Genomic DNA, 18,295 nt, shown 5'->3' with positions numbered 1-18,295 from the left:
CGTTACTCCGCGGGCTGGCTTTTGGTCAGGCGCTCAACGGCCCTGACCAGCTCGGCCACGGAGCGCACCTGCATTTTCTCCATCACGCGGCGGCGGTGCACCTTCACCGTGATCTCGCTGACGCCCAGCTCGGCGGCAATCTGCTTGTTGAGCTTGCCGGTGATGGCAAGCTCAAGCACCTCGTGCTCGCGCGGCGTGAGGGACAAATGGCGCTGCTTCAGGGCGTAGTGCTCTTTATTGCGCACGGCGTTGTTTTCCGCCAGCTGCAGCGCGGACTCAATGGCGTCGATCAGCGCGGCGGATTCAACGGGCTTGGTGAGAAATTCGTACGCGCCGCCTTTTATGGCGCGCACTGACATCGGGATAGTGCCGTGGCCGGTGAGAAAAATAATCGGGATCTCGCGCCCGCTGTCTTTGAGCGCGTCCGCCACCTCGAAGCCAGAGATGGCGGGCATCTGCATGTCGAGGATCACGCACGACGGCAGATCCTCAAACCGGTGTTGAAGAAACGTTTCTGCTGATGAAAAGCCGATGGCGTTTAAGTCTGCCGATTCCAGCAGCCCGATTACGGACTGCCTGACCGCGTCATCGTCATCAACCACATACACAATGTGTTCCATTCACCGCCCCGGTGCTGATTTAAATGTCGAGGATGCAAACAGTCTCAACGGTGGCGTAAGAGACTGTTTATGCTGACTTTCATCTTAACACATTAAATATCATTATCATTTAACAATATGATAACCATATGAAGTATAGCGAGCCGGGGCGGGGGCGGTGAAGGAATGAAACGCTGTTTTTATGCACCGACAAGCTCAATGCGGTTGCCGTCCGGGTCCGCAATTACCGCTTCATAAAAGCCGTCCCCGGTCATGCGCGGGGCGCTGAGCAGCGTGCCGTTTGCCTGCGCCCGCTCGGCCATGCTGTCCACTTTTGCCTTGCTGCCGACGTTAATGGCGATATGCGCCCAGCCGATAAACTCCGGGTGCGACGGGGCGTCGGGCAGGTCGGGCAGCGTCATCAGCTCGAGGGTCGGCCCGTCATCCAGGATAATAAAATGGGATTCAAACCCCGGACGGTTTTTGCTGACGTAGCGTTCGTTACTGCGGCCATTAAACACCGTTTCCCAGAACTGAACCTGGGCTTCAAGGCTGCGGGTCCAGAGTGCGACATGTGCAATATTCATAAGATCCCTCGTTATTTGTCTGTGAGGACTTTCACCGATAAAACAGGCTACACTCTGGTTTTGAGCGCGACAAGCTGAGGAAACAACAATGCACTACACACTGAAAGAAAGCGACAAGGACAAAGCGGAAGGGTCAAGCGGCGCGGGCGCTCTGCAGCAAAAACTGCTGGAGTCCCGTTCGATTGTCATCTCCGGCGAGATCAACCAGGAGCTGGCGCAGAAGGTCATTACCCAGATGATCCTGCTGCAAAGCGTCAGCAACGATCCGATCAAGCTGTACATCAACAGCCAGGGCGGCCACGTGGAAGCGGGTGACACCATTCACGACTTCATCAAGTTCATCCGCCCGGAAGTGCACGTTATTGGCACCGGCTGGGTGGCGAGCGCCGGGATCACCATCTTCCTGGCAGCGAAAAAAGAGCACCGCTACTCGCTGCCGAATACCCGCTTTATGATCCACCAGCCGCTGGGCGGTGTGCGCGGTCAGGCGACGGATATTGAGATCGAAGCGCGTGAGATCATCCGCATGCTGGATCGCGTCAACAAGCTGATCGCTGACGCCACCGGCCAGCCGCTGGAAAAAGTGAAAAAAGACACCGACCGCAACTACTGGATGTCTCCGGCAGAAGCGCTGGACTACGGCATCGTGGGCAAACTGATTACCCATTACGACGAGCTGAACCTGGATTAAGTTTTACCGCCGTGTACGTGTCGGGTAGCGGCTTCGCCTTACCCGACCTACGCGCGCTCGTTTGACCCATGACAAGTTCCCCCTCTGCCTTCTTGCCTATAATCGCGCCTGTTTCCCCTCTCACTGGTGCTACCCATGGCGTATCAATTGAACCTGAACTGGCCGGAATTTCTTGAGAAATACTGGCAAAAACAACCCGTAGTGCTGAAAAATGCCTTCCCGAATTTTGTCGACCCGATTACCCCGGACGAGCTGGCAGGCCTGGCGATGGAGCCGGAAGTCGATAGCCGTCTGGTGAGCCACGCTAACGGCAAATGGCAGGCCAGCAATGGTCCGTTTGAGCACTTTGACGGTCTGGGCGAAACCGGCTGGTCGCTGCTGGCGCAGGCGGTGAACCACTGGCATATGCCCGCCGCGGAGCTGGTGCGTCCGTTCCGCGTCCTGCCGGACTGGCGTCTGGACGATCTGATGATCTCCTTCTCCGTGCCGGGCGGCGGCGTGGGTCCGCATATCGATCAGTACGACGTGTTTATCATTCAGGGGATGGGCAGCCGCCGCTGGCGCGTGGGCGACAAGCTGCCGATGCGTCAGTTCTGCCCGCATCCGGCGCTGCTGCACGTGGATCCGTTTGAGCCGATCATCGACGAAGATCTGGCCCCGGGCGATATTCTCTACATTCCGCCTGGATTCCCGCACGACGGCTTCACCCATGAAACCGCGCTCAACTACTCCGTCGGCTTCCGCGGGCCGAACGGCCGCGATCTGATCAGCAGCTTTGCCGACTACGCGCTGGAAAACGATCTGGGCGGCGAGCACTACAGCGATCCGGATCTGACCTGCCGCGAACACCCGGGCCGCGTGGAGCAGTACGAGCTCGATCGCATTCATCAGATGATGATCGACATGATTAGCAAGCCGGACGATTTCACGAAATGGTTTGGCAGCTTCGTCTCCACGCCGCGCCACGAGCTGGATATCGCCGCCGCCGAGCCGCCGTATTCGGCAGACGAGGTGCTGGACGCGCTGCAGGGCGGCGAAACGCTGTCGCGCCTGAGCGGCCTGCGCGTGCTGAACGTTAACGGCAGCTTCTTCATCAACAGCGAACAGCTGGAGACGGTAGACGCGAAGGGCGCGGATGCGCTGTGCCGCTACACCGAACTCGGCCAGGCCGAGCTGGGCGATGCGCTGAAAAACCCGGCGTTTGTTGACGAACTCACCGGGCTGATTAACCAGGGGTACTGGTACTTCGACGAGTAGTAACAGGAGGCGGCGTTTAGTCAGCCTAAACGCCGCTACGTTCAAACCAGCATATTACACGCCTTCCAGTAGTTCAAAAGCCGCTCGTCGTCGCGCTCTTTCTCCGCTTTGATTTTCATCGCCTGGGCGAGATTCTCTCGCGATAACTCATGGCCTTTTTGCACGATGTCCAGGACCGCTTCACCAAGAGCCAGCGAAATTTCTGCCCGATTATTGTTGCGAATCGTCATAAATACCTCCTCGTTGGTTGCGATAATTTAATTATGATCGGGAAATAATCAGTCGGAAATAATTCATCTCATTCTTATTTTTTCATTTCGGCGTTAAATAGACATCATATTCCATTCTGTCAATGATGTTTCAAAATGCTAATAAGCCTTTTAAGCCTGAATTTATGCGCTACAGTTATTTTTCGTGCAACAGGCAAATAACCGAAACAGGAGAAAGATTATGGTAGATAAAAGCGCAATTAAGGATCACACTCAGGTTGTCGCCAGCTGCGGAACGCACGTCGGGGTTGTGGACCATTTAGACGGCGAGCGTATCAAGCTTGCTAAGAGTGACCCTGAATCAGGCGGCAAGCACCACTTTATTCCTCTCGGCTGGGTCGATAAGGTCGAAGATAATAAAGTTATCCTGACCAAAAACCATAAAGAGGTTTTTGCTGAGTGGCAGGAAGCATAAATATATTTCTCGTAAAGAAATATATTTCTTCGCTCCGGCTTTGTCCGGAGCGTAATAGTGTCTGCGCCCGGTGATTGCTGACATGGCAAATGGATGGTACTGTTTTGCCTGTCCTTTTCCCGATGCAGGCCCCGAATTATGCTCCAGAGTGAAAATAGATCAGCGAAACGCATATTTTTTGTTGAGGATTTTCAGGTATTCGGCGAGCGCTACGGCATCGACTACCGTTTCCCGCTGTTAAAAGGGGAGCAGATCAGCGGCAGCCCGGTGTTGCAGGGGAATGTGGAAGAGATGACGCTCTCGTCCGGCATTTCGCTGACTCACTCCGATGTGCATGTATTACAACCCTACGAAACCACATCTCGCCACAGCAGCCCGCTCTATATGCTGGTAGTCCTGGAAGGGTGCGTTACGATCGCGCTCAATGGCATCGACTATCACGTTCGTCCCGGCATGGCGTTCAGCGCCCGTCTGAGTGAGGAACAGGTGATGAGTGCGCGTCACGACGCCGACAGCGCGCTGAAAACGCTCTCGTTTGGCGTGTACCCGCATGAAGCCGGGCGTGAAGCCCTGCTTGAGTCGCTGCTGCTGGAATGGCAAAACCTGAATACACCCACGTTTGTCTGGCACGTTCCCGAGTTTGTTATGTCAGGCATTCAGCATGCGCAGCAGCAGAGGGGAAGCGTGCTCGCGCGTAAGCTGTTGCTGGAGGGGCTGATGTACCAGCTGCTCGGCCACGGCCTAAACCAGCGCCAGCAGCCCTGCCCGAGCCGCCCTGATCATGCGCGCCTGGAACGCGTACGGAGCATGCTGGAACAGTCTCCTGAACGGGATCATACTCTCGCGCAGCTGGCAGCCCTGGCTGCAATGAGCCCAAGCAGCCTGCGCAGCAAGTTCCGTCAGCGCTACGGCTGCACCCTCTTCGATTATCTTCGCGACTGTCGCCTTGCGCTGGCGCGCCGCTATCTGCTGGAAGGCCACAGCGTGCAGCAGGCGGCCTGGATGTGTGGGTATCAGCATGCCACCAACTTCGCCACCGCATTTCGTCGTCATTACGGAATTTCACCGGGCGACGTGCGCAAACTCCGCTAACGTAATTTCGCCCATCGCGCGAACGCATCCCGTGCGGTTTAGCATCACGCATACGTAACCTGGCGGCGCGCATAGCCGTTTGCACTCTCAAAAAGGTAATAATTCTTATTAACAATAAGAAATATCTCTGGAGAGGGTTATGTTTGCTAAATCGCGTCTGGCACTGCTGGTGGGATGGGTTACCGGTAGCGTCGCTTTTCCTTTACTGGCGCAGGATGCGCAAAAAACTGACACCGTGGTGGTGACCTCGCAGATGCAGTCTGCGGCCACCAAGCTTGAAACGCCGGATATTGAAACTCCGCAGTCGGTCTCTATCGTCACGCGCGAGCAGTTCGAAGAGCAGGGCGCAACCAGCGTGCGGCAGGCCGTGAGCTACACGCCGGGGGTCTACAGCAACCAGATTGGGGCGTCTAACCGCTTTGACTACATGGTGCTGCGCGGCTTCTCTGACGGCAGCCTGGACAACGTCTACCTGGACGGCCTGAAGATGATGGGCGACACCAACTCCCACAGCTCGCTGGTGGTTGATCCGTGGTTCCTGGACAGTATCGAAGTCGTGCGCGGTCCGGCCTCCGTGCTCTATGGCCGTTCATCGCCGGGCGGGATTGTGGCGCTTACCTCCCGTAAGCCGTCGTTCGATCCGGGCGGGGAGATCAAGCTCTTCGCCGGGAATAATAGCCAGCGTGGGGCGATGTTCGACGTCACCGGCCCGGTTGATGATAATGACCGCGTGGCGGTGCGCCTCAGCGGGATGACCCGCTATGCCGATTCCCAGTTCGATCCGCTGAAGGAAGAGCGTTACGCGCTGATGCCGAGCCTGACCTGGCGTATCACCGATAACACCCGTCTGGATCTGATGGCCTACCTGCACCGCGATCCGGAAGGCGGCAGCCACTCCGGCCTGCCGTACGAGGGCACCGTTGTGCCGCACAGCGGGAAGAAAATCTCCAACACGTTCTTTGAAGGCGAAGACGATTACGACAAGTACGATCGTCGGGAAAACATGGTCGGCTATAACCTTGAGCACCTGTTTGACAGCGGCTGGTCCGTGCGCCAGAAGCTGCGCTACCTGCACACCAAAGTGGAGTTGAACCAGGTGTATGCCGCAGGCTGGCTGAATGACACCGAGCTGAACCGCGGCTATTCCGGCTCCGACGAGAAGATGAACGCCATCACCCTGGATAACCAGGTCGACGGCAGCTTCGACACCGGGGCGGTGAACCACCGCGTGCTGATCGGCATGGACTATCAGGACCGCACCAACAACGTGACCGGCTACTATGGCGGCTTCCCGCCGATTGACGCCTTCCACCCGGTTTACGGTGCGAAGCCGGACTACATCACCCAGTACAGCAGGGAAAAGCATAAGCTTCGCCAGACCGGTTACTACCTACAGGATCAGATGTCCGTTGACCGCTGGCGCCTGACGCTCGGCGGGCGTTACGACCAGGTGAGCGTGTCGAACGTCGACAACTTCAACCACACCCGCAGCGATCTGGATAAAAACAACTTCAGCAGCCGCGCGGCGCTGCTGTATCTGTTTGATAACGGCGTTGCGCCGTACGTCAGCTACTCCACCGCCTTTACGCCGACCAGCTTTGCCGACGAGCAGGGCAATATCCTGGATCCGATGAAGGGCAAGCAGTGGGAAGCGGGCGTGAAGTATGAGCCAGAAGGGATGAACAGCCAGTTCAGCGCCTCGGTGTTCCGCATCAACCAGAAGAACATTGCCACCAAAGAGGAGCCGACCGATCCGTACCGTTCCATCGGTGAAATCGAATCCGAAGGCGTTGAGCTGGAGGCGATTGGTCAGCTGACCGACAGCCTGCGTATGCAGGCGGCGTATACCTACACGGATATTCGCTATAAGAAGAGCAGCCCGGAAGAGGAGGGCAAGCGCGCCGTCTATGCCCCGCGTAACATGGCCAGCGCCTGGCTGAGCTACGACGTCAAAACCGGCCCGCTGGACGGCCTGACCGTCGGCTCCGGCGTGCGCTATGTCAACGGGATCGCCAGCGATCGCCAGAACACCCATACGCTTCCGTCGTACACGCTGGTGGACATGGTCGTGGGGTATGACCTGTCAAAAGTGGGGCTTACGGGCGTGAGTGCGCAGCTGAACGTCAATAACCTGACGGACAAAAGCTACGTTGCGGCGTGTAACTCGCTCTCTTACTGCTACTTCGGTGCGGAACGCAGCATTGTGGGCAGCGTTTCGTGGAAGTTCTGAGTCGTTGATTTTGCCGGGTGGCGGCTTCGCCTTACCCGGCCTACTCTATTCCGTAGCGCCACCGGCGCTAAAAAACGTACTACTCCTCCATCGCAATCACAATCGCCTCGCCCATCTTCTTCAACGCCTCGCGATGTTTATCCGTTGGCGGCAGCGCCACGTTGATCCGCAGGCAGTTGCGGTACTTCCCTGACGCGGAAAATAACGATCCGGCCGCCGCCTGGATCTTCAGTCGACACAGCTGCTTGCTGACGCACACCATATCCACCTTCTCTGGCAGCTCAACCCACAGCAGGAAGCTCCCCTGCGGGCGCGTGACGCAAATCTCCGCCGGAAAATACTGCCGCACCCAGCAGGTGTAGGTTTCCATATTCTGCTGATAAATCTGGCGCATACGGCGCACGTGGCGATGGTAATGGCCGTCGCGAATAAACGCCGCCACCGCCATCTGGGTGCCCGGCACGTTAAACCCGCCCGCGGCGTATTTCATGTGCATCACCCGGTCGTAATAGCGCCCCGGCACAATCCAGCCGACGCGCAGGCCCGGCGCCACGGTTTTGGTAAACGAGCTGCAGAGGATCACGCGGCCATCGATGTCCATCGAGTGAATGGTGCGCGGGCGCGGGTACTCCGCCGCCAGCTCACCGTAGATATCATCCTCCACAATTACGATATCGTGCCGCTGGGCGAGGGCTAAAACCTGTTTTTTCCGCGCTTCCGGCATGATAAACCCGAGCGGGTTATTGCAGTTGGGCACCAGGATCACCGCCTTGATCGGCCACTGCTCCATTGCCAGCTCTAACGCCTCAATGCTGATCCCGGTTTCAGAGTCGGTGGGAATTTCAATCGCCTTGATGTCAAACCCGCGCAGCATCTGCATGGTGCCGTGAAAAGATGGCGACTCCACCGCCACGATGTCCCCCGGTTTACACACCGAGAGCAGGGCGATCGACAGCGCGCCGTGGCAGCCGTTGGTGATCACAATGTCGCTTGCCGAGACGGTAGAGCCGCCGTCCAGCATCAGGCGGGCGATCTGCTCGCGCAGCTCCAGCCGCCCGTCGAGCACGTCATAGCTCAGCATCTCGCTCGGGTTATGCTGCGCAAGGCGGCTCATCTCGCGCCACAGGGGCTTCAGGCTCGGCTGGTTAATGTCCGGCGAACCGCCGCCAAAGGAGATCATCTCTTTGTCGGCGCGGGCGTCCAGCAGCATCATCACCTCATCCCACTGGGTGACGTCCACCGGGCGCTGCACCGGGCGCGTCATCGCCGGGACGGGCGGCTGGGCTTTGCGTTTCGAGACAAAATAGCCGGAGCGCGGCTGGGGGGTGATCAGCTGAAGGTTTTCGAGGATCTGGTAGGCCTGCTGTATGGTGCTGATGCTCACGCCATGCTCCTGGCTCAGGGCGCGCACCGACGGCAGACGCTCGCCGCTGCGATACAGCCCTTGTTCAATGCGTTCTGCCAGAAGGTTGGCCAGGTGTTGATAGCGTGTCATGCTGTATCCTTTATTTTCACCATACAGTTTATTAAACCAGTACAGATTGCCGCAAAAAACGGCATGCAGATACCGTTTTAGCGGATCTGTATGTTAAATAAAAGTTGTTTTTGCATCTGTATTGCGCAGGTCGATTTCCAGGATGATAACCCCACTGGCACAGTGAGGAGAGCATTATGGAATTCTACGAGAACCGTTCAAAACGTCCGTTCGTCGTATTTGTCTGGATCGGCAAAACGATCCGCAACTGGTATCGCATCAACCGTACCCGCCGCATCCTGAGCCAGATGAGCGACGAGCAGCTCAAGGACGTCGGGTTATCCCGCAATGATATTTAAACCGTGGCCGGGTAGGGCGCAACCGCCACCCGGCGTTTTTCAGCTCAACAGCGCGAGCGTCTGCCGTTTCGGCCTTTCCAGCAAATCCAGCGCCTCCTGATACGAGCGCACGTTGTTATAGCCCATTACCAGCCCGTAGCGTTTGCCCGACCCGCGATACCACTCCGAGAGTGCATTGACCTGCAGCTGCTGTTCTTGCCAGCAGCGGGCCACTTCCCGGTCGCAGCTCCCTTTGGTGAGAAACGCCACGATATGCATCCCGCCGTCGTTTTGCTCGGTGAAAAACAGATCGCCATACACCTCGCGCAGGGCGGCAATCATCCAGTCGCGGCGGGTCTGGTACAGCGCACGCATCTTTTTGAGATGGCGGAAAAAATGCCCTTCGTTGAGAAACGCGGTGAGGATCTTCTGCATCAGCACCGGCTGGCCGCTGGTGGTGATATCCGCGCAGTCGGTAAAGGCTCCGACGGTGCTGGCGGGCATCACCACGTAGCCCATGCGCAGCGACGGCATGATGGTTTTACTGAAGGTGCCCATAAAGATCACCCGGTCGTGCTGGTCGAGGCTTTTCAGCGACGGCAGCACCTTGCGGGTGTAGTGAAACTCCCCGTCGTAATCGTCTTCGATGATCCACGCCTCGTTCTGGCTGGCCCAGTCGAGCAATTGCTGCTTGCGCGGCAGGGAGAGCGTCACCGCCAGCGGGCTCTGGTGCGAGGGGGTGACGATGGCAAAACGCGCGTCACGATGGTGACGAAGCAGGTATTCCGTATCAATGCCGCAGCGATCGACCGGCACCGTGTGCAGGCGCGGCACGATCCGCTTCAGCAGCTGCTGGCCCATAAAGTAGCCCGGATCTTCAAACACTACCTTGTCGCTGCGGCTGGCGAGGGTGTCGAGGATCAGCCGCAGGCTGCCGCTGTAGCCGCTGGTGATCAGCACCTGTTCGGCGGTGCAGGACAAGCCGCGCGAGATATTGAGATAGCTGGCGATGGCCTGGCGCAGCGGATACCAGCCCAGGACGGGCGGGTTGAGCATCTCCTCCTGACGCATGGCGCGCGTCGCCTGGCCCGCCAGCAGCAGCCATTTTTTATACGGGAAGCTGTCGAGGGCGGGGATGCCGGGGCGCAGAAAACCGGCCCGCTCGCGCTGACTGATAAGCGAGGCCGGAAGCGTGCCGGTAGGCTGTTCCGCAGGGGCATTGTTATCCGGCAGCAGTAAATCCGGGTTGACCCGCGTGCCGCGCGCGCCCTGGCTCACCAGATACCCTTCACCCGTCAGAATGGCGTACGCCGTTTCGACGGTTTTGCGCGCCACCTTCAGCTCTTCCGCCAGCACGCGGATGGCAGGCACCTTATCGCCCGGCTTCAGCACGCCGCGCGTGATGTTGTCGCGATAGCGGGAATAAATGTCGTGATAGCCCGGCTTTATGTCCTACCTCATTTCACGCTTTTTGTATCTTTTTACTATGTCATGAACGGCGTAGATTTGCCTCATCGCACGGCACATGCCGCACAAAAAGAGGAAAGACAATGAGCACTCGCGTTAACCACCATAAAGTTACACCTGCCCTCGCCAACGCGCTGTCTGCCCTGAGCATGGAGGTGGCAAAAACCTCCATCGACCCGGCGCTGAAGCACCTGATCGACATTCGCGTGTCGCAGCTGAACGGCTGTACGTTCTGTCTGGATATGCACTCTAAAGAGGCCAAAATCGCCGGGGAACGCGAGCTGCGCCTGTACCATCTGGCGGCCTGGCGCGAGTCCCCGTTGTTCAGCGCCCGCGAGAAAGCGGCGCTGGCCTTCACCGAAGCGCTGACCCAGATTGGCGTTCACGGGGTGAGCGACGCGCTGTACCGCAGCGTGGCGGAGCACTTCTCGGACGTGGAGATTTCAGAGCTGAACTTCGCCATCGTGGCGATCAACGCCTGGAACCGTCTGGGGATCACCTCCCGCATGGCGCCCGGCTCGCTGGACGCGGCTTACGGGCTGAATAAGGCTAACCTGGAATAATCCCGCGCTCGCGGATCATCGCCACCAGCGCCCGCAGTCCCGGCGGGACGTGGCGATGGCCGGGGTAATACAGGCGCAGCCCGGCAAAGGGCTGCGCCCAGTCGTTTAAAACGCTCACCAGTTCTCCACGCTCAAGCTCTTCCCGGATATACAGTTCCGGCAAAAATCCTACCCCTAATCCCGCCTTTACGGCGCGGATCGAGGCGAAAAGATCGGATGTCGCAAAGCGCGGCGGTACGGCAAGGGCGTACGTTTCCCCCCGACGCGCCAGCTCCCAGCGGTAGATCCCGCCGTGGGCCATGCGCATGCCGATCCCCTGATGCGAAAGCAGATCGTCCGGCGTCTGCGGAGTACCGTGACGGGCAAAATAGTCCGGCGTGGCGGTCACCAGCTGGCGGATCTTCCCGGTCAGCGGCACGGCGATCATGTCCTGCGGCACGGACTCCTCAAGGCGGATCCCCGCGTCGTAGCCTTCCGCAACGATGTCGATCATGCGCGCTTCGCTGACGGTTTCCACGCGCATCTTCGGGTAGCGGATCATAAAGTCGATCAGCAGCTGGTCCAGAAACAGGGTGCCGATATGGTTCGGCACGTTCAGACGCAGCGTGCCGGCGGGTTCCCCGGTGTCGCTGTGGATCTCCTCGCTGGCGAGGCGGATTTCCTGCAGCGCCGGGCCAACGCGCGCCACGTAGCGCTGTCCGGCGTCGGTGAGCGCCACGCTGCGGGTAGTGCGGTTAAAGAGGCGAGTATCCAGGCGGCTCTCCAGCCCGGCGATGGCGTTACTGACCGCCGTGGCGGACATGCCGAGCTCCTGCGCCGCGCCGCGAAAGCTGCCGCGCCGCACCACCGCCATGACCACTTCCAGCTCTGTCAGACCTGAACGATGCATAGATTATCCTGAAAATCGAAACAACCCTTGCAGCATAGCGTGGATTATCGCAACGGAGAAGCCGTGCCAGACTGTGCTCACACAGTCTGAGGAGGTTTATATGCACACTATCGAACAGATCTTTATTAACGGCGAATTTGTTACCCCGCACGGCACCGAACGGTTTGATTTATACAACCCGGCGACGGCGCAGGTCATCGGGCAGGTACGCCTGGCGGATGAGGTTGACGCAGCGCGCGCCGTTGCGGCGGCAAAAGCGGCGTTCCCGGCGTGGTCGCAGACGACAAAGCAGGAGCGCATTGCCGCGCTAAAACGTATGCACGCCGCCGTGGCCGCTCGTCACGACGATCTGCTGGAAGCGGTCATCGAAGAGTACGGCGCGCCCGCTTCGCGCTCGGCGTGGATGGCCAGCTATCCGGCGGAGGTGATTGCTCAGGCGATTGAGGCGCTGGAGGCGTTTGAATTCGTCACCCCCGCGGGCGCAGCCACGGTGCAGATGACGCCGCTTGGCGTGGCCGGGCTGATTACGCCGTGGAACAGCGACGCAGGATTTATCTGCGGCAAGCTGGCGGCCGCGCTGGCCGCGGGCTGTACGGCGGTGATTAAGCCGAGCGAAATGAGCGCCCTGCAAACGCAGATTGTCACCGAAGCGCTGCGCGATGCGGCTCTGCCGCCGGGCGTGTTTAACATCGTCACCGGGCGCGGCGAGACGGTCGGTGACACAATCAGCCGCCATCCGGACGTGGCAAAAATCTCGTTTACCGGTTCGACGCATACCGGCAAGGCTATCCTGCGCAACGCGGCGGAAAGCTTTAAGCGTGTGACGCTGGAGTTAGGCGGGAAATCGCCGACGATCCTGCTGGATGACGTGGATCTGGCGCAGGCGATCCCGCTGGTGATTCAGGCCGGGTTTATGAACAGCGGGCAGGCGTGCGTGGCCGGAACGCGCATTCTGGTGCCTTACTCGCGTAAGGCGGAGATCGAAACCGCGCTGGCGCAGGCCGTGGCGGCGGTGAACTCCGGCAACCCGCGCGATAAATCAACGGACGTCGGCCCGATGGTCAGCGCAAAGCAGTGGCAGCGGGTGCAGGGCTATATCCGCAAAGGTGTCGAAGAGGGGGCGCGCCTGCTGGCGGGCGGCGAGGGGCGGCCGGAAGGCACGCAGGACGGCTGGTTTGTGCGCCCGACGCTGTTTGCCGACGTGAACAACCAAATGACGATTGCCCGCGACGAGATTTTTGGCCCGGTGCTGTGCGTAATTCCCTATCGTGACGAGGCGGAGGCGATTGCCATTGCCAACGACACGGACTACGGCCTGAGCGCGGTGGTGCTGGGCGGTGCGGACCGCGCGCGCCGCGTGGCGCAGCAGATTGTTTCCGGTCGCGTGCTGGTGAACACTCTGGCCCATGAACCGAAAGCGCCGTTTGGCGGGTTTAAGCACTCCGGCGTGGGGCGCGAGATGGGCGAGTGGGGGATCCGGGCGTTTATGGAGCCGAGGTCGATTCTGGGCTAAAGCTTCGCTCTTTACCGAAGCATTGTGCTTTTCCATCCTGCATTCTCTCCTCAACATCACAGCGGAGAGACCATCATGATCGCAGTCCTTTTCGAAGCCAAAGCCGCGCCTGCCCATCAGGCGCGCTACCTCCAACTTGCCGCAGAGCTTAAGCCTTTGCTGGCCGACATCGACGGCTTTATCGACATCGAACGGTTCCAGAGCCTGACGACCGACGGCAAAATTCTTTCCCTTTCCTGGTGGCGGGATGAAGAGGCCGTCCGCCGCTGGAAGCAGAACGTCTTCCATCAGGCGGCGCAGGCCGAAGGGCGGGAGTCGATTTTCTCTTTCTACCGTATTCGCGTGGCGCAGCTGGTGCGGGAGTACAGTTCCGAAACGGGAGGGCGCGCGGATGTATGACGTTCACGTGATTTTCCGCGACGGGCCCGGCGAGCTGGCGCGCTTTGGACAGCTGTTGGGGCGCAACGGCGTAGGGCTGGAAGGCGGTGGCGTATTCGGTACGGAGGCCCATTTCCTGGTGGAAGATGGTGAAAAAGCGCGACGCGTGCTGCTCGACGCCGGGTTTACCGTGCAGGCGGTGCGAAAGCCGGTGATCAGAAAACTCAGGCAGGCGCGCCCCGGGGAGCTGGGTGAAATTGCGGCGGCGCTGGCGGCACGCGGCGTGTCTGTTCTTACCCAGTACAGCGACCATGCGAATCACCTTATTCTGCTGACGGATGATGATAAGCTGGCCGCAGAGATCACCGAACCCTGGGCAGCACATGTTAAAGACAAGCTTACCGACTGATAACGGCGCGGCGCTGGAGCAGGCCATTGCGGCGGTGGCGGCGGCAATGGCCGATCCGTCGCGCGTGAAGATGCTGTGTGCGCTGATGGACGGGCGGGCGTGGACCGCCACCGAACTGAGCACCGCGGCAGACGTCGCCCCCTCGACCGCCAGCGGGCATCTCGCCCGGCTGGTGGAGGGAAAGTTGATTACCTGTCTGTCTCAGGGGCGGCATCGCTACTATCGTCTGGCGGGGCACGACGTGGCGGAGCTGGTCGAACAGATGATGGGGCTCTCCTGGAGCCGCATTGCGCCGCCGGAAACCACCGCGCCGAAGGCCATGCGGGAGGCGCGCACCTGCTACGATCATCTGGCGGGCGCGGTGGCGGTAAAGATCTACGATTTCATGCAGGCGGAAGGCTGGCTTGAGGCAGACGGTTCAGCGCTCACGCTGTATGGCCGGGAGCAGTTTCTGAAGCTCGGCGTGTCGTTAAGCGCTCATCCGCGCCGCAAGGCCTGCTGCGCCTGTCTGGACTGGAGCGAGCGGCGGTTTCACCTCGGAGGCGAAGCTGGCGCGGCGCTGCTTATTCATCTGGAAAGCAAAGGGTGGATCCAGCGGGTGGCGGGGTATCGGGAGGTGGTGGTGACGGCTTCGGGAAAAAGTGCCGTCAGGAGGCATTTTAGCCGCTAAACTCCACTGCGGGCTGGTGCCCTCACCCCGACCCTCTCCCACAGGGAGTGGGAGACATCGTTTTCGCAATTCCTGCTCTTTCGTCTCGCGTTTCTTGATACTTACCCTGATAACTATTATCTTGACCGCGTGTGACGAGAGGTTTCCCCATGAGTGAAGAAGAACTGTTCTGCCGCAGGCCGATGGGCATGCGGATGGCAATGATCGTGCGCCAGTGGCGTGCGGTGATCGATGATGCCATTCTCGATACCGGCTTAACCCAGTCGAGCTGGACGGTGATGATGCAGCTTCATCAGCTCGGGGATAACGTCTCAATGAGTGAGCTGGCGGAGGTGCAGGGTATTGAACTGCCGCCGCTGATGCGCACCCTGACACAGCTGGAAAAACAGGGTTACCTGCTGCGCACCACATCGCCTTATGACAAGCGCATCCGGCTTCTGACGCTGACGCCTGAGGGAAAAGCCATTTTAAAAAGGCTCACTCAGGTGATTGAGACCTATCAGGCGCGCGTGTCGCAACACATCGCGCCGGAGCATATCGAGATTTTCAGCGCCACGTTAAATCAAATCGCCTGCAATTTGCGGACAATCCGCGAAGAAGACAACAAGACCGAAAAATAATGACCCCTGAACAAAAATTTGCCCGCTGGGTAAGGGTGAGTATTGCCTCTTTCCTGCTGATGTTTATCTATTTTGTCGTCGCGGATATCTGGATCCCGCTGACGCCAGACTCCACCGTCATGCGCGTGGTGACGCCGGTTTCTCCGCGCGTCTCCGGCTACGTGGCGGCGGTACATGTCCACAACAACAGCCAGGTGAAGAAAGGCGATCTGCTGTTTGAGCTCGACGACACGCCGTTTCGCAATAAAGTGGAAGCGGCGCAAATCGCGCTGGAGCAGGCGCGTCTCTCTAACGAACAGCTGGACGCGCAGATCGCCGCCGCGCAGGCCAGCCTGAAAACCGCGGTGCTGACCGCGCGTAACGACAAGGTGACCTTCGAACGCTATCAGAAGCTGAGCACGTTACAGAACGTCTCGCAGGCGGATCTGGATAAGGTCCGCACCGCCTGGCAGAGCAGCGAGCAGTCCGTCAGCACGATTCAGGCCAACATCCGGAACCTGCGCATCCAGCGCGGCGAGCGCGAAGAACACCGCAACGTGACGCTGCAAAAATACCGCAACGCGCTGGATGAAGCAGAGCTGAACCTCGGCTGGACAAAGGTCTACGCCCAGGCGGACGGCACGGTCAGTAACCTGCAGTTAAGCCCCGGTTTTTACGCCTCATCCGGCTCCGCCGCGCTGGCGTTGGTAAACAACCAGACCGATATCGTGGCCGATTTCCGCGAGAAGAGCCTGCGCCATACCCGTCAGGGCACCGATGCCGCCGTAGTGTTTGACGCCTTCCCGGGGCAGGTGTTCCGCGCCCACGTGGCCAGCAGCGACGCGGGGATCCTCGCAGGCCAGGAGGCGGTTAACGGCCAGCTCTCCCAGCCGGAGACCTCTAACCGCTGGGTACGAGACGCTCAGCGCATGCGCATTCACGTCACGCTGGATGAGCCGCTGCCGAAGCCGCTGCCAACCGGCGCGCGGGCGACCGTGCAGCTCTACAACAGCGAAGGGCCGTTTGCGCGCTTCTTCTCCGGAATGCAGATCCACCTGGTGAGCCTGCTTCACTATGTCTATTAATACGCTGGCACGGGTCTTTACCCCGCACGGCAACATCGTCTACACGGCAAACGACTTTCGCCAGACCCTGCGCATCGTTTTTGCCGGGATGATTGCCTTGAGCATATCGAGCTTCTACAACACCAGCTACGGCGTGTTTTTCGTGGTCTATCCGATCATGCTCCTCTCGCTGGTGCCAGTTTTTAACCGCCACGTGGCGAAGCAGTTTATCTTCAGCGCATCGCTGAACTGCGTCGAAATGGTGATTATCATCGGCTATCTTTCCCAATGGCCGGTCATCATGACGCTGGTGGTATTTGCCCTTTACGTGATGCGTTTTCGCTTTATGAGCAAAGGGCCGCTGTTCCTCTTCGGCTCGATGGGCGTTGTGTGCCAGAGCGTAATGCTCAACTTTATGAGCTACCCCACCACAAACTGGCACACGCTGCTGTTTTCCAACATTGAAGCGAGCGTGATGGCGGTGTGCCTGAGCGCGCTGATGAACTACCTGCTGCCGGACGTGGAGCCCCGCAAGCCGCCGCCGCTGATTGAGAAAGACGACGCCCGCGTGCGCCACGAGTCGCTGCTCTCCGGCAGCGTCGCGACGATGATTTTCGTGGTGTTTCAGATTAGCGACTTAAGCGATTCGCTCTCGGCGCTGATGGCAGGAATTCTGATCTTGTTCCCTATGCACTACCGCGGCGCGGTGATGAGCTCCATCTGGCGCGTGGTCGGGGTAGTGCTGGGCTGCCTCTACATTCTGGTGGTGCAGCTTATCCTCTACGATCACAGCAGCCATATGCTGCTGATGATGCCGCTGATTGGCCTCGGCCTGGCGTTTGGCGCGCGGCTGCACGTGATGGAGAAAGTGGGCGCGGGCGTGGGGTTTTCCAGCATCACGACCATCGGCATTATGTTCGGGCAGAACATGCACCCGGACAGCGACCTGGTGTTCAGCGATCTCTATCGCATCACCTCCGTGACCTTTTCGCTGGTGGCGACGCTGACGATGGTCTTTCTGGTGCATTTGATCCTGAACCGTTTCGCCGCCACGCGCTACGTCATTCAGGGCTGATAGCGTTTGCCGCCGCTGAAGCTCCAGTCCTCAGCGGCCGTAAACTGGATAACGACCATCACGTCTCCACCTTCAATGCCCATCTTCTCATTCAGTTGCGCAGCCAGCTGGTGGTAGAGGGCAGATTTCTGTTCAGTGCTCCTCGGCTTACCAGCAACGATATTAAACAGTATCGCCCCCTCCGTTCTGCCCGTGCTGAGATAGTGCCGATCAATGTATCGATCCCCGGCTGCGAAGCATTCAAAAAAATGGAATCTGTCCTGTGCGGGAACGGCGAAGGTTTCCGTCAGCGCCTGGTGCAGAATGTCCGAGATCTGCTTTTGCTGCATCTCGCTATAGCGGTCACCCGTCATGATACGAACAAACGGCATTATTGTTTCTCCTCTGCAAGGCTGCTCAGCGCGCTGACGGCGGCCGGCCAGCCTGCGTAAAACGCCAGATGGGTAAACGCTTCGGCTATTTCGTCGTCCGTCACGCCGTTTTGCCGGGCGAAGCCGATATGCCAGGGAAGCTGCGCGGTGCGCCCCAGGGCTGCCAGCGCGGCAAGCGTGATCAGACTGCGATCCCGCGGGGCTAGCTGCGGACGCTGCCAGATATCGCCAAAAAGTACCTGCTGGCTCAGTTCAGCCAGCTTAGGGGAAACCTGCGCAAGCGTGTCGCGATTCAGTGTTGTGCTCATTTTTATTCCTCCTGTCGTCTGGAAATCACTCTCGCAG

At 59.2% G+C, this 18,295-nt stretch carries 21 protein-coding genes and 1 pseudogene; 14 read left to right on the top strand and 8 right to left on the bottom strand.

The annotated features are described in order from the left end of the window. Positions 1-2: 2 nt before the first annotated feature. Both IM265_RS06605 and IM265_RS06600 read right to left on the bottom strand, forming a co-directional pair. The gene (locus IM265_RS06605; protein WP_045259555.1) at positions 3-620 is read right to left on the bottom strand and encodes a response regulator transcription factor; all 618 of its coding nucleotides are present in this window, start codon (positions 618-620) and stop codon (positions 3-5) included. A 179-nt stretch (positions 621-799) separates the two neighbouring features. Further along, complete coding sequence (locus tag IM265_RS06600; protein WP_193030162.1) at positions 800-1,186, bottom strand: VOC family protein; 387 nt, start codon at positions 1,184-1,186, stop codon at positions 800-802. Positions 1,187-1,271: 85 nt separating this feature from the next. Here IM265_RS06600 and IM265_RS06595 point away from each other — a divergent pair. After that, positions 1,272-1,877 (top strand): annotated as a pseudogene (locus IM265_RS06595) (ATP-dependent Clp protease proteolytic subunit); the annotation flags it as partial. 135 nt (positions 1,878-2,012) lie between these two features. Beyond that, the gene (locus tag IM265_RS06590) at positions 2,013-3,134 is read left to right on the top strand and encodes a cupin domain-containing protein (protein WP_126817920.1); all 1,122 of its coding nucleotides are present in this window, start codon (positions 2,013-2,015) and stop codon (positions 3,132-3,134) included. Between the two features lie 41 nt (positions 3,135-3,175). Here IM265_RS06590 and IM265_RS06585 read toward each other — a convergent pair whose 3' ends face one another. Continuing rightward, complete coding sequence (locus tag IM265_RS06585) at positions 3,176-3,364, bottom strand: hypothetical protein (protein WP_028015370.1); 189 nt, start codon at positions 3,362-3,364, stop codon at positions 3,176-3,178. 220 nt (positions 3,365-3,584) lie between these two features. Between IM265_RS06585 and IM265_RS06580 the strand changes: the two genes are divergently transcribed. From IM265_RS06580 to foxA, 3 genes are all read left to right on the top strand, one after another. Continuing rightward, positions 3,585-3,818 carry a DUF2171 domain-containing protein gene (locus IM265_RS06580; protein ID WP_028015371.1) on the top strand — a complete coding sequence of 78 codons (234 nt, stop codon included), beginning with the start codon at positions 3,585-3,587 and terminating at the stop codon, positions 3,816-3,818. A 138-nt stretch (positions 3,819-3,956) separates the two neighbouring features. Further along, entirely contained in the window at positions 3,957-4,910 is a 954-nt protein-coding gene (locus IM265_RS06575; RefSeq protein ID WP_193030164.1) for an AraC family transcriptional regulator, read from the top strand. Between the two features lie 121 nt (positions 4,911-5,031). Then, positions 5,032-7,140: a ferrioxamine B receptor FoxA gene (gene foxA / locus IM265_RS06570; protein ID WP_112792168.1), complete on the top strand. Its 2,109-nt coding sequence runs from the start codon at positions 5,032-5,034 to the stop codon at positions 7,138-7,140. Positions 7,141-7,219: 79 nt separating this feature from the next. Here the strand turns inward: foxA and IM265_RS06565 are convergent, their stop codons facing one another. Continuing rightward, entirely contained in the window at positions 7,220-8,635 is a 1,416-nt protein-coding gene (locus IM265_RS06565) for a PLP-dependent aminotransferase family protein (protein WP_041911335.1), read from the bottom strand. A gap of 176 nt (positions 8,636-8,811) precedes the next feature. Between IM265_RS06565 and IM265_RS06560 the strand changes: the two genes are divergently transcribed. Continuing rightward, the gene (locus IM265_RS06560) at positions 8,812-8,973 is read left to right on the top strand and encodes a DUF1127 domain-containing protein (protein WP_032644967.1); all 162 of its coding nucleotides are present in this window, start codon (positions 8,812-8,814) and stop codon (positions 8,971-8,973) included. A 39-nt stretch (positions 8,974-9,012) separates the two neighbouring features. On the opposite strand, the gene IM265_RS06555 is transcribed toward IM265_RS06560, so the two are convergent. Further along, complete coding sequence (locus IM265_RS06555) at positions 9,013-10,401, bottom strand: PLP-dependent aminotransferase family protein (RefSeq protein ID WP_193030296.1); 1,389 nt, start codon at positions 10,399-10,401, stop codon at positions 9,013-9,015. 101 nt (positions 10,402-10,502) lie between these two features. Here IM265_RS06555 and IM265_RS06550 point away from each other — a divergent pair, with 101 nt between their 5' ends. After that, on the top strand, positions 10,503-10,982 hold the full coding sequence (locus tag IM265_RS06550) for a carboxymuconolactone decarboxylase family protein (protein ID WP_014882392.1): 480 nt from the start codon (positions 10,503-10,505) through the stop codon (positions 10,980-10,982). Here IM265_RS06550 and IM265_RS06545 read toward each other — a convergent pair. Further along, on the bottom strand, positions 10,969-11,871 hold the full coding sequence (locus IM265_RS06545; protein WP_193030166.1) for a LysR family transcriptional regulator: 903 nt from the start codon (positions 11,869-11,871) through the stop codon (positions 10,969-10,971). The two genes, IM265_RS06550 and IM265_RS06545, sit on opposite strands and share 14 nt — an antisense overlap. A 100-nt stretch (positions 11,872-11,971) precedes the next feature. Between IM265_RS06545 and IM265_RS06540 the strand changes: the two genes are divergently transcribed. The 7 genes from IM265_RS06540 (at position 11,972) to IM265_RS06510 (ending at position 17,579) form a co-directional block, all read left to right on the top strand. Next, positions 11,972-13,384 carry an aldehyde dehydrogenase family protein gene (locus tag IM265_RS06540; RefSeq protein WP_193030168.1) on the top strand — a complete coding sequence of 471 codons (1,413 nt, stop codon included), beginning with the start codon at positions 11,972-11,974 and terminating at the stop codon, positions 13,382-13,384. A 75-nt stretch (positions 13,385-13,459) separates the two neighbouring features. Further along, positions 13,460-13,783 carry an antibiotic biosynthesis monooxygenase gene (locus tag IM265_RS06535; RefSeq protein WP_028015378.1) on the top strand — a complete coding sequence of 108 codons (324 nt, stop codon included), beginning with the start codon at positions 13,460-13,462 and terminating at the stop codon, positions 13,781-13,783. After that, the gene (locus IM265_RS06530) at positions 13,776-14,171 is read left to right on the top strand and encodes an amino acid-binding protein (protein ID WP_047367260.1); all 396 of its coding nucleotides are present in this window, start codon (positions 13,776-13,778) and stop codon (positions 14,169-14,171) included. Before IM265_RS06535 ends, IM265_RS06530 begins: the two co-directional genes overlap by 8 nt. Then, on the top strand, positions 14,146-14,841 hold the full coding sequence (locus IM265_RS06525) for a helix-turn-helix transcriptional regulator (protein ID WP_193030170.1): 696 nt from the start codon (positions 14,146-14,148) through the stop codon (positions 14,839-14,841). The genes IM265_RS06530 and IM265_RS06525 overlap by 26 nt, the downstream gene beginning before the upstream one ends. 149 nt (positions 14,842-14,990) lie before the next feature. Then, complete coding sequence (locus IM265_RS06520) at positions 14,991-15,461, top strand: MarR family winged helix-turn-helix transcriptional regulator (RefSeq protein WP_047367261.1); 471 nt, start codon at positions 14,991-14,993, stop codon at positions 15,459-15,461. Beyond that, positions 15,458-16,525, top strand: coding sequence for an HlyD family secretion protein (locus IM265_RS06515; RefSeq protein WP_028015382.1), 1,068 nt, complete (start codon positions 15,458-15,460; stop codon positions 16,523-16,525). The genes IM265_RS06520 and IM265_RS06515 overlap by 4 nt, the downstream gene beginning before the upstream one ends. Beyond that, the gene (locus IM265_RS06510) at positions 16,515-17,579 is read left to right on the top strand and encodes a DUF2955 domain-containing protein (RefSeq protein ID WP_045259544.1); all 1,065 of its coding nucleotides are present in this window, start codon (positions 16,515-16,517) and stop codon (positions 17,577-17,579) included. The genes IM265_RS06515 and IM265_RS06510 overlap by 11 nt, the downstream gene beginning before the upstream one ends. Here IM265_RS06510 and IM265_RS06505 read toward each other — a convergent pair. Next, complete coding sequence (locus IM265_RS06505; RefSeq protein ID WP_069733133.1) at positions 17,570-17,950, bottom strand: tautomerase family protein; 381 nt, start codon at positions 17,948-17,950, stop codon at positions 17,570-17,572. The genes IM265_RS06510 and IM265_RS06505 overlap by 10 nt on opposite strands. Beyond that, on the bottom strand, positions 17,950-18,258 hold the full coding sequence (locus tag IM265_RS06500) for a carboxymuconolactone decarboxylase family protein (RefSeq protein WP_028015385.1): 309 nt from the start codon (positions 18,256-18,258) through the stop codon (positions 17,950-17,952). The genes IM265_RS06505 and IM265_RS06500 overlap by 1 nt, the downstream gene beginning before the upstream one ends. Positions 18,259-18,295 lie beyond the last annotated feature (37 nt).

It is taken from the genome of Enterobacter cloacae complex sp. P17RS, assembly GCF_014895885.1.
GTDB classification, from domain to species: domain Bacteria; phylum Pseudomonadota; class Gammaproteobacteria; order Enterobacterales; family Enterobacteriaceae; genus Enterobacter; species Enterobacter bugandensis.
The sequence above is the reverse complement of the archived record's forward strand: the minus strand, read 5'-3'. Positions and strand labels throughout refer to the sequence as shown.